The organism is Protofrankia sp. Cas4, assembly GCF_963555915.1.
Classification (GTDB): domain Bacteria; phylum Actinomycetota; class Actinomycetes; order Frankiales; family Frankiaceae; genus Protofrankia.
Genome location: NZ_CAUVXL010000066.1, coordinates 17,074 through 39,836, shown reverse-complemented (window position 1 = coordinate 39,836; position 22,763 = coordinate 17,074). Strand labels below are relative to the sequence as shown.

The window sequence follows — 22,763 nt, the reverse complement described above, 5'->3', positions numbered from 1 at the left end:
TAACGTTTCCGTAACCGAGTCGTCCCGGGCCGACACAAGCGGAACCCCTGGCCGGGCGGACCGACCACGCTGCGTCCCTGTTGCCGGGCGCTCTATGCTTCCACGTGTGTTGCTGAGCCCGCATGAGCAGGAACGGCTGCTGATCCACGTCGCGGCCGGCCTCGCCCGGGAGCGACGAGCCCGCGGCCTGCGGCTCAACTACCCCGAGGCGACCGCCGTCATCACGTCCTTCCTCCTGGAGGGCGCGCGTGACGGGCGTACTGTCGTCGATCTGATGACGGCCGGTCGCAGCGTACTTACCCGCGAGGATGTCATGGACGGCGTCCCCGAGATGCTTGCCGATGTCCAGGTCGAGGCGACCTTCCCGGACGGCACCAAACTGGTGACCGTGCACCAGCCGATCCCGTGAACGGCGTCAGGCCGGGCGAAATCCGCCACGGCGACGGCCCGGTGGAGATCAACCCGGGGCGTCCCATCCTGACCCTGCGGGTTCGCAACCTCGGCGACCGTCCAGTCCAGGTTGGGTCGCACTACCATTTCGCCGCGGCCAATCCGGCGCTGGACTTCGATCGGGACGCCGCCTGGGGGCACCGGCTCGCCGTACCCGCCGGCACCGCCGTCCGCTTCGAGCCCGGGGTGGACCGCGAGGTGGACCTGGTGCCGCTCGCCGGCCGACGGATCGTACCGGGCCTGCGGGCCGAATCGGCCGGCCCGCTGGACGCGGCCGAGCCGAACACGGCCGAGCCCGACGGGACAGGTCCGGACGGGACGGGGCCGGACGGGACGGGGCCGGACGGGACGATCCGGTGAGCCGGTATCTGGACCGCGCGCGCTACTCCGACCTGTATGGTCCGACGGTCGGTGACCGCATCCGGCTGGCGGACACCGACCTGTTCATCGAGGTGACCGAGGACCGCAGCCGCGGCCCGGCCGGCGCCGGCACCGGTGACGAGGCGGTGTTCGGCGGCGGCAAGGTGATCCGGGAATCCATGGGGCAGGCCCTGGCGTCGCGCGCGGAAGGTACCCCCGATCTGGTCATCACCGGCGCGGTCGTGCTGGACCACTGGGGCGTGGTCAAGGCCGACATCGGCATCCGGGACGGCCGGATCGTGGCGCTCGGCAAGGCCGGCAACCCCGACACCATGGACGGTGTCCATCCCGACCTGGTGATCGGGCCGGGTACGGAGATCCTCGCCGGAAACGGGAAGATCCTCACCGCGGGTGCGGTGGACTGCCACGTGCACCTGATCTGTCCGCAGCAGGTCCCCGAGGCCCTCGGCGTCGGCATCACCACGCTGATCGGCGGCGGCACCGGGCCGGCCGACGGCACCAGAGCTACCACCGTCACCCCCGGCCCGTGGAACCTCGCCCGGATGCTGTCGGCGATGGACACGCTGCCGGTGAACGTCGTCCTGCTCGGCAAGGGCAACACGGTGGGTGAGGCCGCGCTGTGGGAGCAGCTGCGCGGCGGTGCCGCCGGCTTCAAACTGCACGAGGACTGGGGGTCCACGCCCGCCGCGATCGACGCCTGTCTGCGGGTCGCCGACGCAGCCGGAGTACAGGTGGCGCTACACTCCGACACGCTCAACGAGGCCGGTTTCGTCGAGGACACCCTCGCCGCGATCGCGGGGCGGGCCATCCACGCCTACCACACCGAGGGTGCCGGCGGTGGCCATGCACCGGACATCATCACCGTGGCCGCGGCACCGAACGTCCTACCGAGCTCGACGAACCCGACCCGGCCGCACACGGTCAACACCCTCGACGAGCACCTCGACATGCTCATGGTCTGCCACCATCTGAACCCGACGGTGCCCGAGGACCTGGCCTTCGCCGAGAGCCGGATCCGGCCGTCCACCATCGCCGCCGAGGACATCCTGCACGACCTCGGCGCCATCTCGATGATCGGTTCGGACTCGCAGGCCATGGGACGCATCGGCGAGGTCGTCCTGCGGACCTGGCAGACCGCGCACGTGATGAAGGCGCGGCGCGGCGTGCTGCCCGGGGACGGCCGGGCCGACAACGCCCGCGCCCGGCGTTACGTCGCCAAGTACACGATCTGCCCGGCCGTCGCGCACGGCCTGGACGCCGAGATCGGCTCGGTGGAACCGGGCAAACTCGCCGACCTCATCCTCTACGACCCCGCGTTCTTCGGCGTCCGGCCATCCGTGGTCATCAAGGGTGGATGTGTCGCCTGGGCGGCGATGGGCGACGCCAACGCGTCTATCCCGACTCCGCAGCCGGTGCTGCCGCGGCCGATGTGGGGGGCTGCGCCCGGCCCGGCGGCCGCATCCTCGCTGACGTTCGTCGCCCCGGCCGCCCTCGACGACGGCCTGCCCCAGCGGCTCAACCTGGCCAAGCCGATGGTTGCCATAGCCGACGTGCGCCGGCGTGGCAAGGCCGACCTGCCCGAGAACACGGCGACACCCGACATTCGGGTCGACCCGGAAACGTTCACCGTGAGTATCGACGGGGATGCCGTCGACGCCGCGCCCGTGGCCGAGCTCCCGATGGCCCAGCGCTACTTCCTGTTCTGATCACCATTCTGATCACCGTTCCGATCACCGTTCCGACAGCCGCCCGGAAGGATCCTGGATGCCAGCTGCGAGCCGGGCGGCGTTGCTGTTACTGGCGGACGGCCGGCTACCAGCCGGTGGACACGCGCATTCCGGCGGTATCGAGGCCGCGGTCGTCGATGGCAGCGTCCGCGATCTCGACGATCTCGAGCGGTTCCTGCGTGGCCGCCTGGCTACCGCAGGCCTGGTCACCGCCACCTTCGCCGCGGCCGCCTGCCGGTCCTACCCAGCGCCCGGGGCGCTCCTGAACAGGATCATCATCGAACTGGACGCGGAGCTCGACGCGCGGACGCCGTCACCGGCGCAACGGTCCGCGAGCCGCGCACAGGGTCGTGCGCTGCTGCGTGCGGGCCGCGCGGCCTGGCCGGGAATGCGCTGTCCGATCCCGGCGCCGCACCATCCGGTCACGTTCGGTCTGGTCGCCGCGCACGCCGGCATCTCCCCCGCCGACGCTGCGCTCGCGCTGGCCTATGGCGTGGTCAGCGGGCCAGCGGCGGGCGCCATCCGCCTGCTCGGCCTGGACCCCCTGGCGGTCACCGCCGTACTCGCGTGCCTGGCGGCCGACCTGGAGCGCACCGCCGCCGAAGCCGCGGCATCCTGCGACCGCCTGCCCGCGGACCTGCCTGCGCTCACCGGACCGCGCCTGGACCTCCTCGCCGAGCGCCACCGGGCTGCCGAGGTCCGCATGTTCGCGTCCTGACCCGATCGGCCGAGCCGGCCTGCGTTCCATCCGCCGGCCAACCTGAACGATCTTTCGAGGTTTGTACGATCAACAAGGCGACGATCGGCGCACAAACCTCGAAAGATCGCTAGGAGTCGGCGGGACGACCTGCCGCCAGTGCTCGGCGGGACAACCGATCGGCGGTGCGGGTGGTTTCCGGTAGATGGTAACGCGGCGTGAGATCGAGAATGCACTGACATGCCGTATCCAGGTCGATGCGGTGCCCCACGGAGACGAAGACCTCCTTGACACCCGTCTGGGTACGCAGCGCCCGGCCGACCGTGTCACCGCCGTCGACAATCGGCGACCACGAGCCCCGCTGGACCCCCGGGCGACGGTAGTTTCCGATGAACGACGTTTTCGCGACGCCGACCGTCGGCAGGTCGAGCGTGACCCCAAGATGGCAGGCGAGCCCGAACCGGCGTGGGTGCACGAGGCCGTAGCCGTCGCAGACCAGCAGATCCGGAGGATTGCCGGCAGGGAGCTCCGCCCACGCAGCCAGCAACGCCGGCAGCTCGCGGAAAGACAGCAGACCCGGCACGTACGGGAAGGCGGCCCGGCCCGCGGCGGTGGCGTGACCGATCGGCTGCCAGTCGGGAGCGGCCAGCAGGACAACCGCACCGGCGACGCGGTCGGTGGCCGTGTCATAAGCAACGTCAAAGCCCGCCACAGTGTGTACCGTGCGCGGCCCCGGGCCCACCGCGTCCACCTGATCGCGCAGCTTTTCCTGGATGGCTACCGCGTCCTCGATCCGCATCGGTTCTCCGCCCCGTCAGCCACGGTCCACGTCGACGGCCACGGCCACGGCCACGGCCACGGCCACGGCCACGGCCACGGCCGAACGATGTGATTCTGATGCTGGCCCCACAGCATCAGAATCACATCGTTACCTGGGCTCGTCCGCCCGCAGGGCCGGATGTCGAGTGCGAGTGCGAGTGCGAGAGAGATCCTGAGAAGGTGTAGCGATGCATGTCGAGCACAACCTTCAGGCATCCCCTGCTGGGGGCGGCGCTGCGGGGAACGGTCCGACCCGGGCGGCACCGATCGGCCGGGCGGTGCGGATCGGGATTGGCGGGCCGGTCGGCAGCGGTAAGACCGCACTGGTCGCGGCGCTGTGCCGGACCCTCGGCGAGACGCTGCGGATCGCGGTCGTGACCAACGACATCTACACCACCGAGGACGCCGACTTCCTGCGCGCGGCGGGCGTGCTCGACCCGACGCACATCCGTGCGGTCGAGACGGGCTGTTGCCCGCACACGGCCATCCGTGACGACATCACCGCGAACCTCGATGCTGTCGAGGATCTGGAATCGGCTTGCGGGCCGCTTGACCTGATCTTCGTCGAGAGCGGCGGAGACAACCTGACCGCAACCTTCAGCTACGGCCTGATCGATCGGCAGATCTTTGTCGTCGATGTGGCCGGCGGCGACAAGGTACCCCGCAAGGGCGGTCCTGGGGTGACCGGCAGCGACCTGCTCGTCGTCAACAAGACCGACCTCGCCCCGCTGGTGGGCGCGGACCTCGGCGTCATGGCCCGGGACGCCGAACGGGTCCGGCGCGGGCGCCCGGTGCTGTTCACCTCGCTTGCCGCCGAACCGCAGGCGGCGGCGGTGGCCCAGTGGGTGCTGCTGCAATGTCCACGACCGGCGCCGGGGCCGACTCCGCCTCCAGGTCCAGGTCCAGGCAGACGGATCTGAACACGTTGGAGGCGACAGCCACGAGCGACCGCACCGGCCGGACGTCGATCAGCGCACACGCGGCCGTCCAGGTCGATCCGACACCGGACGGCGGGATCCGGGTGAGCGAGCTGCGGTCACAGGTACCGCTGGTGCTGCGCCGCACCGGCACGACGGACAGCAGCTGCGGCTCCGATGCCCTCCCGCACGGGTACCTACCGACTGCGACCGTCCATCTGGTGAATGCGGCGGCCGGTCCGCTGGCCGGTGACCGGCTGCGGCTCGACATCAGCGTAGGAGCCGGGGTGGCGTTGGTGCTGCGCACGGTGGCTGCAACCGTGGCCCTACCCGGCCGCGGGGACCACTGCGGTAGCAGCGATGAGAACGAGAGCGGCCATGGGAACCGTGCGGACCCGCCGTCGTTGTTCGACGTACGCGCCGACGTGGGGCCGGATGCGGCGCTCGCGTACCTGCCCGAACCGACCGTGGCCGCCCGCGGCTGCCGCCACCACATGCGGGCGCGCATCCGGCTGGCGTCAACCGCCCGGCTGCTGTGGCGGGAGGAAATCGTCCTCGGACGTTTCGGTGAACCAGCGGGCTCGATCTCCTGCGCACTGCACGTCGACGTCGACGTCGACGTCGAGGGACAGGGACAGGGACGCAACGGCCACAACCGGGAGGGCCACAACCGGGAGGGCCACAACCGGGAGGGCCACAACCGGGAGGGCCACAACCGAGAAGGTCGCAGCGGGATGCTGCGCCCGCTCCTGCGCCAGGAGCTGTGCCTCGATCCGGGTATGCCCGGCCTTGACGGGCCGGCTGTCCTCGGTGGCGCCCGCGTGACCGGTTCGCTGCTGATCGCGGGCCCCGGGCCGGACGGGCTCGGGACCGCCCCGGCGGTCACGGACACCTTCGCCCTGCTCCCCCTGGCCGGGCCGGGGGTTCTGATCAGCGCACTGGCACCCGACGCGGTCGCACTCCGCCAGGCTCTGAACACGGGCCGAACCATGGTCGCCCGCTGGTGAGCGGCGGTGCGATGCCCACGGCCGTCAGGCCGGCGGCGGGGCCGCGCCCTCAAGCGGAAACACCAGGCAGGTGCTGCTCGCGGTGGCGAGTTTCCTGCCGTCGGCGCCGCAGACATCCCCCTCTGCGAAGACAATGCGGCGACCAGGTCGGACGACCCAGCCGTGCGCGGTCAGGCCGCTCGGGCGACCGTCAACCACCTGGATCGGCCGCAGATAGTTGACCTTGATCTCAATGGAGGTGTATCCGAACCCGGCTGGCAACGTGGTGTGCACGGAACAGCCCGTGACCGTATCCAGGAGAGTGCAGACAAGACCGCCATGTATCATGCCAATCGGGTTGTATGCGGATTCGTCCGGGGCACAGTGAAAAACAACGTCCCCCTCGGCAACCGCACCGATCCCGAAATCAAAATGCATGGCGATCGGCGGGGGTGGGACCACGCCGTCACGCATCGCCAGGAGGAAGTCAAGACCGCTCATGGTCCGCCCCATCGCAGCAGTGATCATTGGATCATGCCAGGTGATTGTCTTACTGCGGGGCTCGCCCCACTCAACAGCCGGTGGGCGCGGCTCAGTCGTAGTCATGGTCGCTAGATTAAAGCGCCCCAGCCCTGCGATGCCGCACCCTTATTGTCGGTCGCTTTTTGTGGTCAGCGCCTCACACGGGCCACGGCTACGGCTACGGCGGCCCGGGCAACCAGGTATAGTTATGGACATTTCCGTCACCGAACAAGCCCACTAGAAGACTGAGTGCAACATAATCAGCGAATGAGCAGGATCCGCGGAAGCGAGCACCCCGCCGCCACCCGAGAGGTTCTCCTCGCCGCCGCGCGGCACCGATTCGGGACCCAGGGGTACGCGGCGACCGGCACCGAGGAGATCGTGGCCGACGCGCAGGTGACGCGTGGGGCGCTTTATCATCACTTTCGCGACAAGGCTGATCTCTTCGGCGCGGTGATGGAACAGGTCGCCCTCGAGGTCGCCGAACAGCTCGTCACCACCGAGCTCAAGCGCGCCACGGACGAGCCGGCCACCGACGCCTGGGAGCAACTGCGAACCGGCTTCCAGTCTTTTCTCGACATCTGCACCGACAGCGACTTCCAACGTATCGTGCTGGTCGACGGCCCGGCGGTACTCGGCCACGACGCGTGGGACGTCCTGGTCGAACGGCACGGCTACCGCCTGCTCGCTGAATGGCTGAGCAAGGCGATCGACGACGGGCGGATCGACCCGCTGCCGGTCGCGCCCCTCACCCGGGTGTTGGCGGCCGTCCTGTCCGAGGCGAGCCTGTTGATCGGCCGGGCCTCGGAACCCGCGAAAGTCCGACGTGAGGCCGGCGAGGTTCTCGATCGGCTACTCGTCGGCCTGGAAGCGAAAAAGTAACGAAAACAAGAAGGTAGCGAGAACGTTGCGAGCCGGCCACCGTCGAGGTGGCCGGCTCGCAACGTGGTGCCAAGCGGTGGCGGTAGTGCCAGGCGGTAGTGCCAGGCGGTAGGGGACGAGCCGTCCCTGAAACGGAACGCGCAGGTATCGCGCCTCGCGCCTCAGACGCTGCGCATGGCCCGCAGGGACTCCTTCAACGACGACGTGGTGGCAAGCACCGCGGAGGTCTCGTACCCGCAGTGAGCCATGCAGTTGGCGCAGCGGGGGTCCTTACCCCGACCGTAGGCGTCCCAGTCAGTGGTCTCCACCAGCTCCTTGTAGGACGACACGTAGCCGTCGCTCATCAGGTAGCACGGCTTCTGCCAGCCGAACAGCGAGTAACTCGGGATACCCCAGGCCGTACACGAAAGATCGCGCTTGCCCTCCAGGAAGTCCAGGAAGATCGGCGAGTGGTTAAGCCGCCACTTCTCGCGCCGGCCGTCACCGAAGACCTTGGCGAACAACTCGCGGGTCTGCGAGACGCCGAGGAAGTGCTCCTGGTCGGGCGCCTTCTCATACGCGTAGGCGGGCGAGAGCTGGATCTGGTCGACCTTGACCTCGTCGTTGAGGTAGGACAGAACGTCGATCACGTCCTGCGGGCTGTCGTTGTTGAAGAAGGTGGAGTTGGTGCCCACCCGGAAGCCGGCTGCCTTGGCCGCGGCGATCGCCTCGATCGCCTCGTCGAACGTGCCCGCCTTCTCCACCACCGTGTCGTGCCGCTCGCGCAGCCCGTCGATGTGGACGATGAAGGTGAAGTAGGGCGACGGTGTGAACTTCGCCATCTTCTTGCGGAGCAACAGCCCGTTAGTGCACAGCAGGACAAACTTCTTGCGGGCGATGAGCTGACGGACGATCTCGTCGAGCTGCGGGTGCATCAGCGGTTCACCACCGGCGATCGCGACCACCGGTGCGCCGCACTCCTCCACCGCGGCCATGGCGTCCTCGACGCTCATCCGCTGCTTGAGTACGGACGCAGGGTGCTGAATCTTGCCGCAACCGGTGCATGACAGATTGCAGGCGAACAACGGCTCAAGTTCGAGAACAAGCGGAAAGTGCTTACGACGCAGCACCTTCTGCTTGGCCAGGTACATCCCGATCCGCAACGAGTACCGCCACTCCACCGCCACGGCAATACCGCCCTTCGGCGTCGACGTCGTGCGGCCGGACGGCCGCTCCATCTCGACAACATACAGGGTGTACGTACAGCTTGTATGTTCGTCGAGAACGTTGGATCGGCCACTTCTCCCCGTCCTACCCGGCCGGCCCCGACCCGCATTGGACATCCGTCACCGCAGGTCAGCGACCTAGTCGGAGTTTTAGACCAGAAATCCGGACGGAGCCGTGTCGGGATCCGGACAGCGGGAAGTAAACGATCACCACAGGGCGACGGCACCGGACCGGCAGGCCCAGCGACCCCCAGCCGCGGCCCGACCAGGCCCGGCCCACGGTGGCGCCACCCGGGCCTGACGGGGACATGCCCGGCAGGCATTGGTCCTGCGTTCCACCGCCGGTCGGCGTTGCGCCGCCGGTGTTGGACGAACGTCACATCGCCCGCCATAAGCTGGACATCGGCCCCAGGCGCGCGCCGTGGTAGCAACGGTCTGGCCTTCGCAACCCCGCCAGGAGTGACGCAGGCCATTCCCAGGCCGCCCAGGTTCGCCAAATCCGCGACATCAGGCCGGGTATGACCGACCCCGCGGCAAACCGAGCGGCGATTGTGTGTAGACCTGACGGGTGAGTCCCGAACCGGCCAACCAATGGCTGTCCCCGGCGACGCCTAACATCGGCGAAAAAGACAGTGGGCAGCAGCGCGGAGGTCACATGGGGTTGGGCACGCGTTGCAGGCTGAAGGCGGGCGTATGACGCGAAGCGGGCACACGGTCACGCACCTGATCGGCGGGCGGTTCCGGCTGGTCGAACGGCTCGGCTCGGGCGGGATGGGGACGGTCTGGCGGGCCGTCGACACCGGCACCGGTGTCGAACGTGCCCTCAAGGAGATCCGCATTCCTGACAACCTCTCGGCCCAGGACCGCGAACTGCTGATCGAACGTGCCCGCCGCGAAGCGCGCAACGCCGCCCGGCTCGGTGCCCATCCCCATGTGGTCACCGTGTACGACCTGGTCGAGGACCACGGTGCGCAGTGGATCGTGATGGATCTGGTCCCAGGACGTTCGTTGGCGGCGGTGATCGCGCAGGACGGTGCGCTGGACGAGCCCGAGGTCGCCCGGATCGGTATCGCGCTGCTGGACGCGCTCGTGCACGGACACCGCAAAGGAGTTCTGCACCGCGACGTCAAACCGTCGAACGTCCTGATCACCGCTGACGGTACCGTCAAACTCGCGGACTTCGGCGTCGCGGCCTACGAGACCGATCACCGGATCACCGCGGCCGGGGGCGTGGTCGGCACACCCGCCTATATGGCTCCAGAACGTATCCGCGGGGATGAGGCCGGTCCGGCCAGCGATCTTTTCTCGCTCGCGACGACCCTGCTGCATGCGGCGGAAGGCGTCTCCCCGTTTGGTCGGGATACCACCTTCGCGACCATGCACGCGGTCGTCTACGAAGGGCCGAGCGCGCCGATGCGCGCAGCCCGGACCTTTTCGATACTCCAACCGATTCTGGCCAAGGATCCGTCCGCTCGGCCCACGACGGAACGGATTCGCCGCCAACTACAGGCCGTCGTCTCGGCGCCGGCGACAGAACCGCCCGCACGACCGGCCCCGGTTCCGGTAGCCCCACAGGCAGCCCTACCGGACATGCCCCGGGAAGCGCTACCGGTGGCGAGCCCGAACGCCTGGCCGACGTCGAACGCGTTCTACGAGGCACCGACCATGGTTGCCAACGTCACCGGCGTCGCCAACGTCGCCAACGTCGCCGGTGGGACCGCCATCGGCGAGCAGGATGGCGATGACCTCGACACCGTCGGCCTGGAGGTCCTGACCTCCGGAGTGCCGAGGCCACGCCGGCCACGATCACAGCCCGACATCGACCCGGCCACGATCGAACAGCCGGTATGGGTCGGTCCGGACGCGCGGCAGGCCGCGAACGGTTCCGGGAAGGCCGCGCGCCCGGGCAAGGCACGGGCGTCCCGGCGGGGCCTGCTGCTCGCCGCCGTCGCCGTCGCCGGTCTGGGCGCCGGCGCCGGATCGGCGGCCTGGGCTGCCCGCCGGATCGGCCGGCCGGCCACCCCCGCACCACAGACGGTGGACCTGGGTCCGCTCGCGTTCTGGCTCCCGGGAAAGCCCGACGTCGAGTTCGCCGGCTCCTTCATCGCCGACCACAACGGTTATTACCGCCACGCAGGGTTCACCCGTACCGAATTCCATGACGGTGGGTCGCGGGCCCGAACCGTGGTGGCGTCGGTGGCTTCCGGTGCGGCATTCGTCGGGGTTATCGCGCCGGACACCCTTCCGAAGGAAATCGCCAACGGCGCACGGCTGCGGGTAATCGGCACACAGCGACAGAAGTCGCCCTGGGCCATCGTCTCGCTTGCTGACAAGCCGATCAGAACACCGCAGGACATGACCGGTATGAAGATCGGGATGGCGGCGGGCAGCACAGCCGTCTGGACGTCGTTCCTGGCCGCCGTGGGAGTGGCGGAGACGGCCGTCACCCAGGTCATCACGCCCGACCATCTGCGGGCAGTCGCGGAGCGCCAGGTCGACGGGGCACTGTCGTCGGTGATCGACGCCCCGGCTGCCTTCGCCCGCCAGGGCGTCGCCACCTCGACGTTCCTGCTTGCCGACCACGGCTACCAGCTGGTGTCCAACGTGTACGTGGTGAGCGCGGACACGGTGGTCAGGTCGAGGCAGAAGGTCAAGGCGTTCCTGGCCGCCGAAATCCACGGCTGGAAGGACGACCTGGCCGACCCGATGCTCGGCCCGCGGCTATTCGCCGAAGTCTATGCCCGGTCGTCGGGGCTCGACATCGACGAGCAGGTGGCCAGGAACAGGCGACTGAGCACCCTTGTCGAGAGTGCGGACACACATCGCAACGGATTGTTCACGATGACTGACGCCCTGATCGAGGCCAATGTGCGGGTGCTGGCGGACAGCGCCGCCCCCGCCGCCGCCAGAAAGATGTTCGACCTGTCGATCATCCGCGAACTGTATGCCGAGCAGCCCGCACTGATTTGATCATGTACCCAGGCGTCACGGTGCTCAGGGTCACGGTGCTCAGCGTCGCGGTGCGAGCGTGACGCCGAGAGTCCCCGTCACGGTGGCCGGTACCCAGGCGTTGTCGTAGCGGCCGGGGACCAGCCGCCAGCCCGGCCCGGGACCCAACGCGACCAGCACCCCGTCTGCGCGTCGCTCCAGGGGAATGCGCTCCTCCCAGCGCCAGGCCCCGGTGAGGTCCGGCGTCGTCCCCGCGGCCAGGCCGACGGTCAGCTGCGCCGGCAGCACAGCGCCCGCGAAACTGAACTCCTGCACCGAGGTCGGCGGCACCGAGGCCTGCATGGCCGAGCCGCCCACCGGCGATGCCACCGTGACGAGCGCGCGGGCTCCGTCCACGGTCGCGACGACGCTCGCCGCGGTGCCCGCGGCTCCCGTGACGGGCAGCGGGCTGGTCACCGTCTGCTCGCCGATGCGCAGGTAGAACGATGCGTAGCGCATGTTCGCCGGGACCGACGCAGACGCCCGAACCTCGATCTTCTTTCCCTCGACCGGGCGGAGTTCGACGAAGGAGCCCCGGAAACTCCACGGCTTCTCCGCCTCGATCACCTCGTCGGGGCGGAGCTGGTACAGCCGGCGGCCCGGCATCCTCTCGGCGAGCTGCCCGTCGGCCGCGCCGAGGTCGGCCGCGTACAGCACCTGGTCCGACAGGTCCGGGCTGTTGCGTAGAAACTGGTATGGAACCTGTGTGTAGCGGCTCGGCGTCGGTGGGGTGACGATGACGACCGCCGGCCCATCAAAATTGTCCGGGATGAGATCGAGTACGTACCCGTCGACCGCGTTGACATAGCGTTGTACGTTGACCTTCGCGGGCACCCCGACGGCGGTCACAGCCACCAGCGCCAGCCCGCAGACGCCCGCCACCGGGATTGCGACCGGCCGCGGGAGCCGCCCGGGCACCGCCCGCCACAGCAGGCACGCGCCGCTGCCGGCGAGGATGACGACAGGCGACAGCGCCACCATGTGGTAATGCGGACCGAGGCCGTTGCGAAGGCTCGGAACCGCCATGGCACTACCCCACCAGAAGAAGTAGGCGGCGAAGACCCCCAGCGCGGTGATGGCGAGCAGCAGATGCCCGGCGCGCCGCCCCCCCGCCGCAAGGCCCGCGAGGAGCCCGACCCCGGCGAGGACGACCAGCGCCGTCCCACCGAACAGCCAGCCCGGGGCGGCGGCAAGAGTCTCCCGCAGCGCGTCGAGCGCGACATGCCCGGTAAAGGCGAACGTCGGTTCGGACGGCAGCATCCGCCGCTCACCGAAACCGAAGCGGTCCAACGGATCGGAGGCGGCAAGCGGCAACGTCCGCATCGAACCGGTCACGTGCCGGCAGAAGGCGGCCACCGCCACGACGAACGGTAGCCCCCCGAGCCCGACCCACCCGAGGTCCCGCAGCATCGCCGCGACCGGCCGCGGGCGTTGCCCGGCAGTCGCGAACCGGGCCGTCGCGAACCGGGCCCTCACGAACCGGGCCGTCACGAACAGGACCCCTACGACGGCCACCAGCACCGCGTCGAACGGGCGGGCCATGGCGGCGAGGCCGAACGCCGCACCGGCGGCCACCAACGACCGGCGGGCGCCGATGCGGGTGCCACGCAGCAGCGCGGCCATCGCGGCGGTCAGCGCGGCGGCGGTGAACGCATAGGCCATCGGCAGAGCCGTGTGCAGGAGGACCAGCGGCGACAACGCGAGGAAGGCCGCGGATGTGAGTGCTGTCGCCACATCATCGAACAGTTCGCGGGCCAGCCGGTAGGTTGCAACCACCCAGGCTGCGGCCACCAGCGCGGGAGCAAGGACCATCGTCCCGAACAGCAACTGGGACACGGCCAGCATCGCCGGCCACCCGGGCAGGTACTTGGTGAAGACCCGTCCGTTGTGGACGCCGGTCAGCCAGGGGCGGAAGAACGGGTCCACCAGGTTCTGGTCGAGGGTCAGCCGCCCATGCAGCAGCATCCGGGCCTGGAGCACGTAGGCGGCCTCATCCGCGTCACCCGAACCATGGCGGAACAGCGTCTCCTGCAGCACCACGCTCGCGGTGAACGACAACGTGCCGAGGGCGAACACGGCCAGACGCGGCCCGGATACGGACACCGCAAGCCGGGACGCCCGGCCCCGCGACGACGATGCGGGGCCGGGCGTCCCGGAAACCGCACCGGGGAGCTCCTGATAATCGAGCCGCTGCTGATCGCCCCGCTCAGCCAGCACCGTATCGGTCGATACCTGACGCATCGGGTGGACCGTAGCAGGAGTCCTACCGCGCGCTTTTCACCGCATCCGCCCGTTACCGTCCGGAATTGCGGCACAAGCGCCGCGTAGCCGGATAACGCTCCGAACTACCCGGCGCCTGCGCCCGCAGCGTGGTGATCGGCGACGCGTACTACTGGCGACGCGTACTACTTGGGCTGGCGGCGAAGTTCCTTGGGCAGATGGAACGAGATCGTCTCGGTGCCGACCGAACGGACCGCTACCGCTGTCGGGCCGAGGCCGGACAGTGCCCTGGTCAGCTCGTCGACAAGGGTCGGAGGCGCGGACGCCCCCGCGGAGATGCCGATGGTGTCGGCACCGACCAACCACCGCATGTCCACCTCGCCGACGTCACCGACGAGGTAGGCCGGCACACCCTCGCGTTCGGTCACATCGACCAGCCGGCGTGAGTTGGCACTGTTCTGTGAGCCGACGACCAGGACCAGGTCGGCCTCGATGGCGACCCGCCGGATGGCGCTCTGCCGGTTCGAGGTCGCATAGCAGATGTCCGCCGATCCGGGCCCGACCACAGCCGGGAAGCGGTCCCGCAGCGCGTCGACGACTTCCTCGGCCTCGTCCACCGCGAGCGTGGTCTGCATGAGGTAGGTCACCCGCTCGGGATCGTCGACCTCGAGCCTGGCAACGTCCGCGGGCGACTCCACCAACTTGATCTTTCCAGGCGCCTCCCCGAGTGTCCCGTCCACCTCCTCATGCCCGGAATGCCCGATAAGCAGGACAGTGTCCCCGCGCGCGGTGAACCGGCGAGCCTCCGCGTGGACCTTCTCCACCAGTGGACACGTTGCGTCGATCACTGACAGCTCACGGTCGTCGGCCTGCTCCCAGACGGCGGGGGCGACCCCGTGCGCGGAGAAGACCACGGTTGCCCCGGCCGGTACCTCGTCGAGCTCCTCGACGAAGATGGCGCCACGACCGGCAAGATCAGCAACGACGTGGCTGTTGTGGACGATCTGCTTACGCACGTAGACCGGCGACCCGTACATCTCCAGTGCCCGCTCGACAACCTCGATCGCCCGTTCGACTCCGGCGCAGAACGCCCTGGGCTCGGCAAGCAGTACCTGGCGTGATCCGACAGCCGCCGACCAGCGCTCCAGCACCGGTCCGAGGGTCATCATCGTCCGCAGTCCCGCGATCCCCCGGCGAGCCAGGTCAAAACGCCCCAGCGGCTGCTCGTCGGTGTCCACGATGACGCGGACGATCGCCAGCGGCACCCCGCTCGCGCCCGGCGCGATCTGTGCGGACTCCATGTCCACGGCGATCGCCCCGGTCGCCGCCAACTCCGCACGCGCGGTGCCGATCGCCAGCCGCGACACGGATACGACCGGACCGACGTGGACGGTCAGGCCCGCCCGGCGCAGTTCACCGGCCAGCAGGGGCGCGGACGGACAGTGCGCGCTGACCGAACCGTCGGAGGTGCGGACCTCATCAGCCACCACGACGTGCCCGGGCTTCACCCCCGGACCGAGGCCGCCGCCGAGACCGACCAGGGCCACGGCGTCCGCCCGGGCCTCGCGGATGATGCGGGTGGACCGGCTGGCCTGCTCGGGTCCCATTCCGGTCCGGATGAGGATCGTGCCCCCGGGCAGGCCCGAGCGGGCCGCGGCCCATGCCTCCAACCGCAGCGGCGCGGCCACGACCAGCCTGGGCCGACGCCGGACCATGGCGCGCAGGCCCGGCGCGGTGTCCCGGCCCAGATCAACCCCGGCCGGGGCGCCGTCAGCCGTCGACGGGCGGACCGCTGGGGTCCTGATGGTTGACGTGACCGCCGTCGGAGCAGCAGTCGGAGCAACAGCGGTCATGGCGTCTGCCGGCGGTACCTCCGGTACCGGCAAAACCGGCAGAGCCGGCGGTACCGGCAAAACCGGCAGAGCCGGCGGCGTCCGGGATGCCGGGACCGCCGATGGCTTGGACCCTTCGGCGGGACCCGCCGTCCGTGATGTGTCCGGTGCCGAGAAAGTCATGATGCGGACCCGCCGCTCAGGTATCGGCCGAGCGCGGTCAGCGGGAAACTCAGCCGATACAGGTGGTAGTTGATCGAAAAATCCCCGGGGAAACCGGTGCCCGTGTGGTGCGGCTCGTCCCAGGTTCCGTCCGGCCGCTGGGTGTCGACCAGCCACTGCACCCCCCGTTCGACCGCCGGGGACGCCGGATCGGCGGCGAGGAGCGCGAGTAGCGCCCACGCCGTCTGGGACGCGGTGGGCTCACCGCGGCCGATCCAGGCGTCATCGGTGTAGGAACGAAAGTCCTCGCCCCAGGCACCGTCAGGTCTTTGATGCTCGACCAGCCACTGGACGGCCCGGATGATCGCCGGATGGTCGGCGGACACCCCCGCGTCGATCAGAGCTGGGACGACCGCGCCGGTGCCGTAGATGTGGTTGACACCCCAGCGGCCGAACCACGACCCACCCGGTTCCTGGTCGGCCAGCAACCAGCCCACCGCCCGTTCGGTGATGGGGTTGCGCGCCTGGCCCACTTCGGCGAGCATTTCTACTATATGAGCCGTCACATCCGCGGACGGCGGGTCGATCACCTCGCCGAAGTCACAGAAAGGCAGCTTCGTGGGAAGGGTCCTGGTGTTGTCGGCGTCGAAGGCCCCCCATGCACCGTTGGCCGAGCGCATCCCGATGGCCCAGTCCACGCCGCGGCGTTCGGCCGCCCGGAGCCGGGCCGCGAGCCCGGGGTCCACCGCGTCGATTCCGCCTGTCTGACTCCCGTCGACGCCACCGTGGGGTTTCAACAGACGACGGATGGCCAGCACGACCTCGGCGGTGTCGTCGACGTCGGGATACCCGTCGTTGTCGAACTCGAACGCCCAGCCGCCAGGGGCCAATGCTGGACGTTTGACCGCCCAGTCACCGGTGAGCGTGACCTCCTCGTCCGCCAGCCACCGGGCCGCGCGCACCATGGCGGGGTGGTCGGCGGCAAGGCCCGCGTCACGCAGGGCGACGACAGCGAGCGCGGTGTCCCAGACCGGGGACTGACAGCACTCCAACCGGCGGACCATCCCCGCGGGGGTCCGCTCCCGGATCGTGTAGCGCTCCAGGCCACGTAGCCCGGTCGCGATCACCGGATGGTTCATGGGGTAGCCGAGCAGCGTCAGCGCCATGATCGAGAAAACCCACGGAGGCTGGATGCCGCCCCAGCAACCGTCGGCCTCCTGCCGAGCGATGATCCATTCGGCGGCCCGGCGCATCGCGTGCCGACGGATCATCTTCAGCGGACGGCGCTCGTACCGGTGCAGCACCGCGTCCAGGCGCTGGAACGCGCCCGTCCACGAGCGCAGCGGTGCCGGCGGCTGGGCCGGGAACTCGACCTTGAGCTCATCGATCCCGAATCCGAGCGAGCGCTTCGGCCGAAACGTCCCGATGATCGTCAGCGGAACGATCGACTGCCGGGCCCAGCAGCCGAAGTCGTACACGTTGAGCGGGAACCACGACGGCAGCAGCACGAGCTCGGGCGGCATCACCGGCAGGTCGTCCCAGGACCACTCGCCGAACATCGCCAGCCAGATCCGGGTGAACACCCGGGTGGCGGCGGGACCGCCGTTCTCCCGGACGTAAGCCGCGGCAGCCCGCATGTGCGGGGCGTCCGGGCTGTCCCCAGCGAGCCGCAACGCGACGTACCCCTCAAGAGTCGTGCTGAGATCCGGCGGGCCGCCGTAGTAGGTCGCCCAGGTGCCGTTCTCGGTCTGCCTCGAACGGATCCAGCGGGCGGCCTCCTCGAGCACATCCGGAGTGAGGATGCCCATGAAGACGCGGAACAGAAGGTCTGCCGCCTCGATCGTGATATTGGTCTCGAGTTCGCCCTTCCACCAGCCCTGGTCGGACTGCAGCGACAGCAGGTGGTCTCGGGCCCGGACGGCGGCTGCCGTCACCGTGTCGGAGGAGACTTGGGATTGCCGGTAGTCGGTGGTCGAGCTCATCAGCGGCTCCCGTCCACATGTCGGTCCCGGTGCGGTATGAACTCCCGGTCCAGTACGAACAGCAGTGTCACAGCACACTCACCGATCCCGTTCGGTAACAAAACGGGCAAGGGCGAGCAGTTCGGCTTCAACCAGCGACGGCAGGGCCAATGACGCCAGCAGCTCGGCGCACGCTTCGAGCTGGCGGTCGGCCTCAGCCGTGGTCCACTCCCGCCCACCAGCGCGTTCGACCAACTCGGCGGCGCGATGCAGGTCGCCTTCGGAAAGTTCCCCGGTGGAGGCGAGGAAGGCGCGCAGCTCGTCGGCTTCGGAGCCACCGGCCTCCAGCGCCACCACGACCGGGACCGACTTCTTGCGCGAGCGCAGGTCCGACAGGACCGGCTTGCCGGTCACCGCAGGGTCACCCCAGATACCGAGCAGGTCATCCACCAGTTGGAAGGCGGTTCCCAGCCGTGACCCGAACTCGGCGAGGCCGTCGACGAGTCGGGCCGGGCCGTCCGCCAGCACCGCGCCGATCGCGGCCGAGCAGGACAGCAGGGCACCGGTCTTGCCGTCCTCCATCATCAGCGTGTCCGCGACGGTGATGTCGTTGCGGGTTTCGAAGTGCAGGTCCTCGGCCTGACCCCGGACGAGGTCCTGGACGCCCGCCCCGAGCATCACCGCGGCGCGGCGACCGGCATCCCGGTCGACCTCGAGCAGCACCTGGGTGGCCAGCCCCAACAGGGCGTCGCCGGCGAGGATCGCACCGTCCGCGCCGAACACCGTCCAGGCCGTGGGTCGGTGCCGGCGCTCGGTGTCGCCGTCCATGAGATCGTCGTGCAGCAGCGAGAAGTCGTGGACGAGCTCGACGGCGACCGCGCCGGGGAGCCCGACCTCGACAGCGGCGCCGGCCGCCTCGGCCGAGAGCAGTGCCAGTGCCGGACGCAGCAGCTTTCCGCCGCTGCCCGCGAGCGGGTTACCTTCCGCGTCGATCCAGCCGCGGTGGTAGGCAACCACGCGACGCAGCCGGGGATGCAGCCGGTCGACAGTGGCGCGAAGCGCCGGCACTGCCAGAGTCCGGCCCCGCTCGATCGCATCGGGAACCACAGTGGTCATGCCGGAAATCTCCCTGTCGGTGACGCCGCCGAAGGCGTGGTCGTGGTTGAAGTTGAGGTTGAGGTTGAGGTTGATCGCTCGGATGGTGTCGGAAGCGGTGTAAGTGGCGGGGTGGCGGTCAGTGCCGGCTGGGCGCCTGGAGTGCCCGCCGTCCCGGGGGTCGATGATCCCGACGGGTTAGAAGACGACGGTCCCTCGTCCGGGACGTTGGTCTCAGGCATCCGGGATGATTGTGACGTTTTGCACGAATTACCCGATGACGATCCGCATCCCCCCGCACGCGTTGGAGCACCGCCAGGCGCGTCGACCACAGGGAGCAACCTGCGGGCCGGGCCGGGCGAAGGCGGACCGGACCGCCAGCCCCCCAGCGCCACCTTCGCGGCGGCCAGGCCGCTGCGGACGGCGCCCTCCATGGTCGCGGGCCAGCCTGTGTCGGTCCACGCGCCGGCCAACGCGAGTCCCGGCAACGCCGTGGCCGGGCCAGGACGCAGCGCGTGGGTGCCAGGCGCCTGGCGGAACGTTGCCGTGCGCTCGCGGGTCACGAACACCTCGATCGCCTCGGCGCCTCGCGCGGCCGGCAGCAGCCGGCGCATCTCCTCGACGAAGATGCCGCGAATCTCACTCGCCGGCCGGTCGATCCACTCGTCCGCCGCTGACAGGGAAATCGCCAGATACTGCGTACCCGTACCCGTACCCGTACCCGAAGGGCCGGCCGGCCCGGACCCTTGCGCGGAACCCGCGTCAGGCCCTGCCACGGCCGAGGACGCGACGGCCCCGCTCGACGCGGTGATCCCGCTCGACGCGATACTCCGGCTCGACGCGGTGCGGTCGAAGACCCACTGGACCGGGGATCCGACCACGGCGAGGAACGGGCCCTCCAACACCTTGCGGTCATAGACCATGTGGACGTTGACGATCGGCGCGGAGCCGAGCTCGACGAAGCGCTCCTGGCCCTCGACCGCGCCGGCCGGCAGCAGCGCGGCGGCCGCCGGTGGGGGCACCGCGAGGATCACGGAATCGGCCTCGATGGAGCCACTGTCGGTGACCACACGCCAACCAGTCGCTGTTTTCGTCAGCTCACGAACCTTCACGCCGGTACGGACATCCGCCCCGAGGTCGGCGAGCTCCGAGGCAGCGGCGTCGCCGTGAAGCCGCTGGAGCGGGACGTCAGCCCAGCCGATGTCCCCGGCGTCCGCCCGTTCGAGCAGACCGGTACGCACAACCGTGGCGGCGAGACCGAGCGACGCCGAGTCCGCCGGGGCGTTGAGGGTCGCGACGGTCAAGAGCTCCCACAGCGCCTCGATGGCTGCCGGGGACTGGCCCTGGCCGGCCAGCCAGCTACCGAACGAGGCACCGTCGACCTCGGGTCGGTTCGGGTCGAGCCGACCGAGCCGGTAGGCCGCGAGCGCCGCCCGTAGCCGCTGACCGATCGGGAACGCCCGGTATCCCAGCAGCGCCGGGGTCAGATGCAGCGGCGCCGGCCACGGGATGCGGGTGCGCCGCAGCCGGGCACGTGTACCGGACCCGGCAAGCAGCACCGGGACGTCCAGTCGGTCCTGCAGCGTCGTCAGGTGCTCGACCCCGAGCCGACGCAGGAACGCCCGGTAGGCCGTGCAGCAGCGCATGAAGACGTGCTGGCCGGTGTCGACCCACCTGCCGTCCCGGGCGAATGAGGAGGTCGCCCCGCCCAGGCGCGGCCGTGCCTCCAGCACGGTCACCTCGGCACCGGCGTCAGCGGCGACCAGGGCCGCTGACAGGCCGGCCAGACCGCCGCCGATCACGACAAGTCGGTGTCCCCCCTGGCCAGGGGTGCCGGGGCCGGGCAGGGGCGTCGTGGGCAGGCTCATCCGACCGACACCTCCGGACGGCCGGCCAGGCTGCGGGCGGCGACCACGACCTTCTCCCACCCGGGCAGCGAGAGCCGTTCCGCCAGGACGGGGGTCGGGTCCATCCTGATCCGGCGGTTGAGTCGCAGGTAGATCCCGGCCATCGCGCCGCAGCAGGCGGCGCTGCGACGGTCGAGCATGCCCAGGAGCTTCAGGCCCCGCCCGTACCACTCGTCGGCGCGTTGTGCGCAGTCGCGCAGATATCCGACGAGTGCGTCGGATGGACCGCCGAGCTGACCATCTGGGCCCAGCACGAGAGTGATGCCGGCCTTGTCGAGCTCGGCCCGTGGCAGATAGATCCGGCCGGTGATCAGGTCCTCCCGGACATCTCGCAGAATGTTGGTCTGCTGCAGGGCAATCCCGAGTTCGTCGGCGACCGTGGGGGCATTGGAGTTCGCGTGCGCCGCCTCGGTGCCGAAGATTCCCAGCGACAGCCGCCCGATGGTGCCGGCCACCCGCCGACAGTATCCGACAAGATCGTCAAAAGTTTCGTACGTCACCCCCCGCAGGTCCATCTCGACGCCGTCGATCAGCTCGCTGAAAGCGTCGACCGGGATGGGGAAGCGCCGGCACGCGTCACTGAGCGCGACCAGAACCGGATCCGTGCTGGACGTGCCGAGGGCCAGGATGTCGGCCCGGGCCGCGGCCAGGCGAACGACCTTCTCGGCCAGGGGCAGGTCACCGTCGCCGATGTCGTCAAGCCTGCGGGCGAAGGCGTACACGGCGGAAAGGGCTGCCCGCTTTTCTGCCGGGAGCAGTCGGATGCCGTAGGAGAAGTTACGCGCGGCCTCCCGGGTGAGGCTCTCACACGATGCATACGCTTCGGTGACTGTGGGCGACCACAGCGGCCCGTTGACGGTCATTCGCCACCTCCGTGCCCACTGGGCTTCGCGATGATCCCGCCGCCGGTGACCAGTGGGGGGAGCCCGGACCGGGCCGCGCGGGCGGCCCGGCGGTGCGACGGTGCGGCCGACCCGAGTGCCACAGCCGCGCCGTACCGGGCGATGCGGGCCTTCGGCGCGGTGGGGGCACCGCGCAGGACGTCGAAACGGGCCCGCGCGATCGCGTCCAAGGCGGCGCGACCGCCGCCGACGAAACCCGCGAGGACAAACCGCAGCCGACCGTTCACCCGCCCGACCAGCGGGGTGCCCTCGTCAAGGATGCGGCGCGCGCGCAGGACCTGAAAAGCCATCAGGTCCCGTACCGCGGGCCCGGCGCTGGGACGCGCCAGATCCTCCTCGCGCACCCCGAAGTTGGCGAGATCTTCGCGGGGCAGGTAGATCCGCCCCGCCGCGAAGTCCTCGGCCACGTCCTGACAGTGCTCCACGATCTGGAGCGCCGTACACACCCGGTCTGACAGGGCGACCCGGTCGGGCGTGTCGACCCCGAAGATTCCCAGCACCATGCGGCCGACCGGATCCGCGGACAGAGTGCAATAACGCAGCAGATCGTCGAAGGTGTCGTAACGGGTGACGAGCTGGTCCTGCCGGTTGGCCGCCACGAGGCGGTGGAACGGCTCGGGATCCAGAGCGCACTCCCGAACGGTCGGCACCAGCGCCTGGTTGATCGGGAAGGTCGGCATGCCCGCCCAGACCTTCTCAAGATCAACTTCGAGAGCGTCGAGCAGGGCGAGCCGGTCGCCGGTCGCCTCGTCTCCGATGTCGTCGACGAGCCGGGCGAATCCGTAGATGGCAAACAGGTGCTGCCGCTGCCGAGCCGGAAGAATCAGCGGAGACACGGTGAAGTTCTCAGCGGAAGCCGCCCGCAGCACATCCTGGGGCGAGGAATGCAGGGCCACCCCCGGCAGCGGCGCACCGGATGCTCCCGTCGGCCCGCCTGGCAGTGGGCCGATCTTTGCGTCGCTAGCAGTCATGCGCCTCCCCCTCGTCAGCGGTTGGGCCTGACGCGAACCGCCGGAGCAACCCGGCGGCGCGCTCGAACCGGTCAATTTTCTTGATCCATCGGGCCTCCGACCGCACCGCAACGGCGCTGAGCGCGTCGCCGTCGGCCGG

Annotated in this window: 18 protein-coding genes; 8 read left to right on the top strand and 10 right to left on the bottom strand. The window is 69.8% G+C overall.

Annotation, left to right across the window (positions count from 1 at the left end):
* Positions 1-106 precede the first annotated feature (106 nt).
* From U9979_RS06765 to U9979_RS06750, 4 genes are read left to right on the top strand one after another with little or no spacing between them, the layout of a single operon-like run.
* Positions 107-409 carry an urease subunit gamma gene (locus U9979_RS06765; RefSeq protein WP_322751029.1) on the top strand — a complete coding sequence of 101 codons (303 nt, stop codon included), beginning with the start codon at positions 107-109 and terminating at the stop codon, positions 407-409.
* Positions 406-810, top strand: a complete 405-nt coding sequence (locus U9979_RS06760; protein ID WP_322778682.1) for an urease subunit beta — start codon at positions 406-408, stop codon at positions 808-810. Before U9979_RS06765 ends, U9979_RS06760 begins: the two co-directional genes overlap by 4 nt.
* Positions 807-2,537, top strand: a complete 1,731-nt coding sequence (locus tag U9979_RS06755; RefSeq protein ID WP_322778681.1) for an urease subunit alpha — start codon at positions 807-809, stop codon at positions 2,535-2,537. Before U9979_RS06760 ends, U9979_RS06755 begins: the two co-directional genes overlap by 4 nt.
* 58 nt (positions 2,538-2,595) lie before the next feature.
* Entirely contained in the window at positions 2,596-3,276 is a 681-nt protein-coding gene (locus tag U9979_RS06750; RefSeq protein WP_322778680.1) for an urease accessory protein UreF, read from the top strand.
* Positions 3,277-3,385: 109 nt separating this feature from the next.
* On the opposite strand, the gene U9979_RS06745 is transcribed toward U9979_RS06750, so the two are convergent.
* Entirely contained in the window at positions 3,386-4,054 is a 669-nt protein-coding gene (locus U9979_RS06745; RefSeq protein WP_322778679.1) for an endonuclease V, read from the bottom strand.
* Between the two features lie 208 nt (positions 4,055-4,262).
* Between U9979_RS06745 and ureG the strand changes: the two genes are divergently transcribed.
* Positions 4,263-4,994: an urease accessory protein UreG gene (ureG, locus tag U9979_RS06740; protein WP_322778678.1), complete on the top strand. Its 732-nt coding sequence runs from the start codon at positions 4,263-4,265 to the stop codon at positions 4,992-4,994.
* A gap of 5 nt (positions 4,995-4,999) precedes the next feature.
* Positions 5,000-5,998 carry an urease accessory protein UreD gene (locus U9979_RS06735; RefSeq protein ID WP_322778677.1) on the top strand — a complete coding sequence of 333 codons (999 nt, stop codon included), beginning with the start codon at positions 5,000-5,002 and terminating at the stop codon, positions 5,996-5,998.
* 24 nt (positions 5,999-6,022) lie between these two features.
* Here U9979_RS06735 and U9979_RS06730 read toward each other — a convergent pair whose 3' ends face one another.
* The gene (locus U9979_RS06730; protein WP_416210724.1) at positions 6,023-6,583 is read right to left on the bottom strand and encodes a PaaI family thioesterase; all 561 of its coding nucleotides are present in this window, start codon (positions 6,581-6,583) and stop codon (positions 6,023-6,025) included.
* A gap of 183 nt (positions 6,584-6,766) precedes the next feature.
* Between U9979_RS06730 and U9979_RS06725 the strand changes: the two genes are divergently transcribed.
* Positions 6,767-7,381, top strand: coding sequence for a TetR/AcrR family transcriptional regulator (locus U9979_RS06725; RefSeq protein ID WP_322751021.1), 615 nt, complete (start codon positions 6,767-6,769; stop codon positions 7,379-7,381).
* Between the two features lie 161 nt (positions 7,382-7,542).
* On the opposite strand, the gene hpnH is transcribed toward U9979_RS06725, so the two are convergent.
* Positions 7,543-8,547 carry an adenosyl-hopene transferase HpnH gene (gene hpnH, locus U9979_RS06720; protein WP_322751030.1) on the bottom strand — a complete coding sequence of 335 codons (1,005 nt, stop codon included), beginning with the start codon at positions 8,545-8,547 and terminating at the stop codon, positions 7,543-7,545.
* A gap of 732 nt (positions 8,548-9,279) precedes the next feature.
* On the opposite strand from hpnH, the gene U9979_RS06715 reads away from it, so the two are divergent.
* On the top strand, positions 9,280-11,556 hold the full coding sequence (locus U9979_RS06715) for a protein kinase domain-containing protein (protein ID WP_322778676.1): 2,277 nt from the start codon (positions 9,280-9,282) through the stop codon (positions 11,554-11,556).
* 39 nt (positions 11,557-11,595) lie between these two features.
* Here U9979_RS06715 and U9979_RS06710 read toward each other — a convergent pair whose 3' ends face one another.
* The 7 genes from U9979_RS06710 to hpnC all read right to left on the bottom strand — a co-directional run bounded on the left by U9979_RS06710 (position 11,596) and on the right by hpnC (position 22,624).
* Positions 11,596-13,815, bottom strand: coding sequence for a glycosyltransferase family 39 protein (locus U9979_RS06710; protein WP_322778675.1), 2,220 nt, complete (start codon positions 13,813-13,815; stop codon positions 11,596-11,598).
* Between the two features lie 164 nt (positions 13,816-13,979).
* A complete protein-coding gene (gene ispH, locus U9979_RS06705; protein WP_416210726.1) occupies positions 13,980-15,647 on the bottom strand; it encodes a 4-hydroxy-3-methylbut-2-enyl diphosphate reductase in 1,668 nt (555 codons plus the stop codon).
* A 158-nt stretch (positions 15,648-15,805) separates the two neighbouring features.
* On the bottom strand, positions 15,806-17,770 hold the full coding sequence (gene shc, locus U9979_RS06700; RefSeq protein WP_322751063.1) for a squalene--hopene cyclase: 1,965 nt from the start codon (positions 17,768-17,770) through the stop codon (positions 15,806-15,808).
* 78 nt (positions 17,771-17,848) lie between these two features.
* Positions 17,849-18,865: a polyprenyl synthetase family protein gene (locus tag U9979_RS06695; protein ID WP_322754800.1), complete on the bottom strand. Its 1,017-nt coding sequence runs from the start codon at positions 18,863-18,865 to the stop codon at positions 17,849-17,851.
* Complete coding sequence (hpnE, locus tag U9979_RS06690; protein ID WP_322778674.1) at positions 18,862-20,712, bottom strand: hydroxysqualene dehydroxylase HpnE; 1,851 nt, start codon at positions 20,710-20,712, stop codon at positions 18,862-18,864. The genes U9979_RS06695 and hpnE overlap by 4 nt, the downstream gene beginning before the upstream one ends.
* Entirely contained in the window at positions 20,709-21,614 is a 906-nt protein-coding gene (gene hpnD / locus U9979_RS06685; protein WP_322767071.1) for a presqualene diphosphate synthase HpnD, read from the bottom strand. Before hpnD ends, hpnE begins: the two co-directional genes overlap by 4 nt.
* Positions 21,611-22,624, bottom strand: coding sequence for a squalene synthase HpnC (gene hpnC / locus U9979_RS06680; protein ID WP_322778673.1), 1,014 nt, complete (start codon positions 22,622-22,624; stop codon positions 21,611-21,613). The genes hpnD and hpnC overlap by 4 nt, the downstream gene beginning before the upstream one ends.
* Positions 22,625-22,763: the final 139 nt, after the last annotated feature.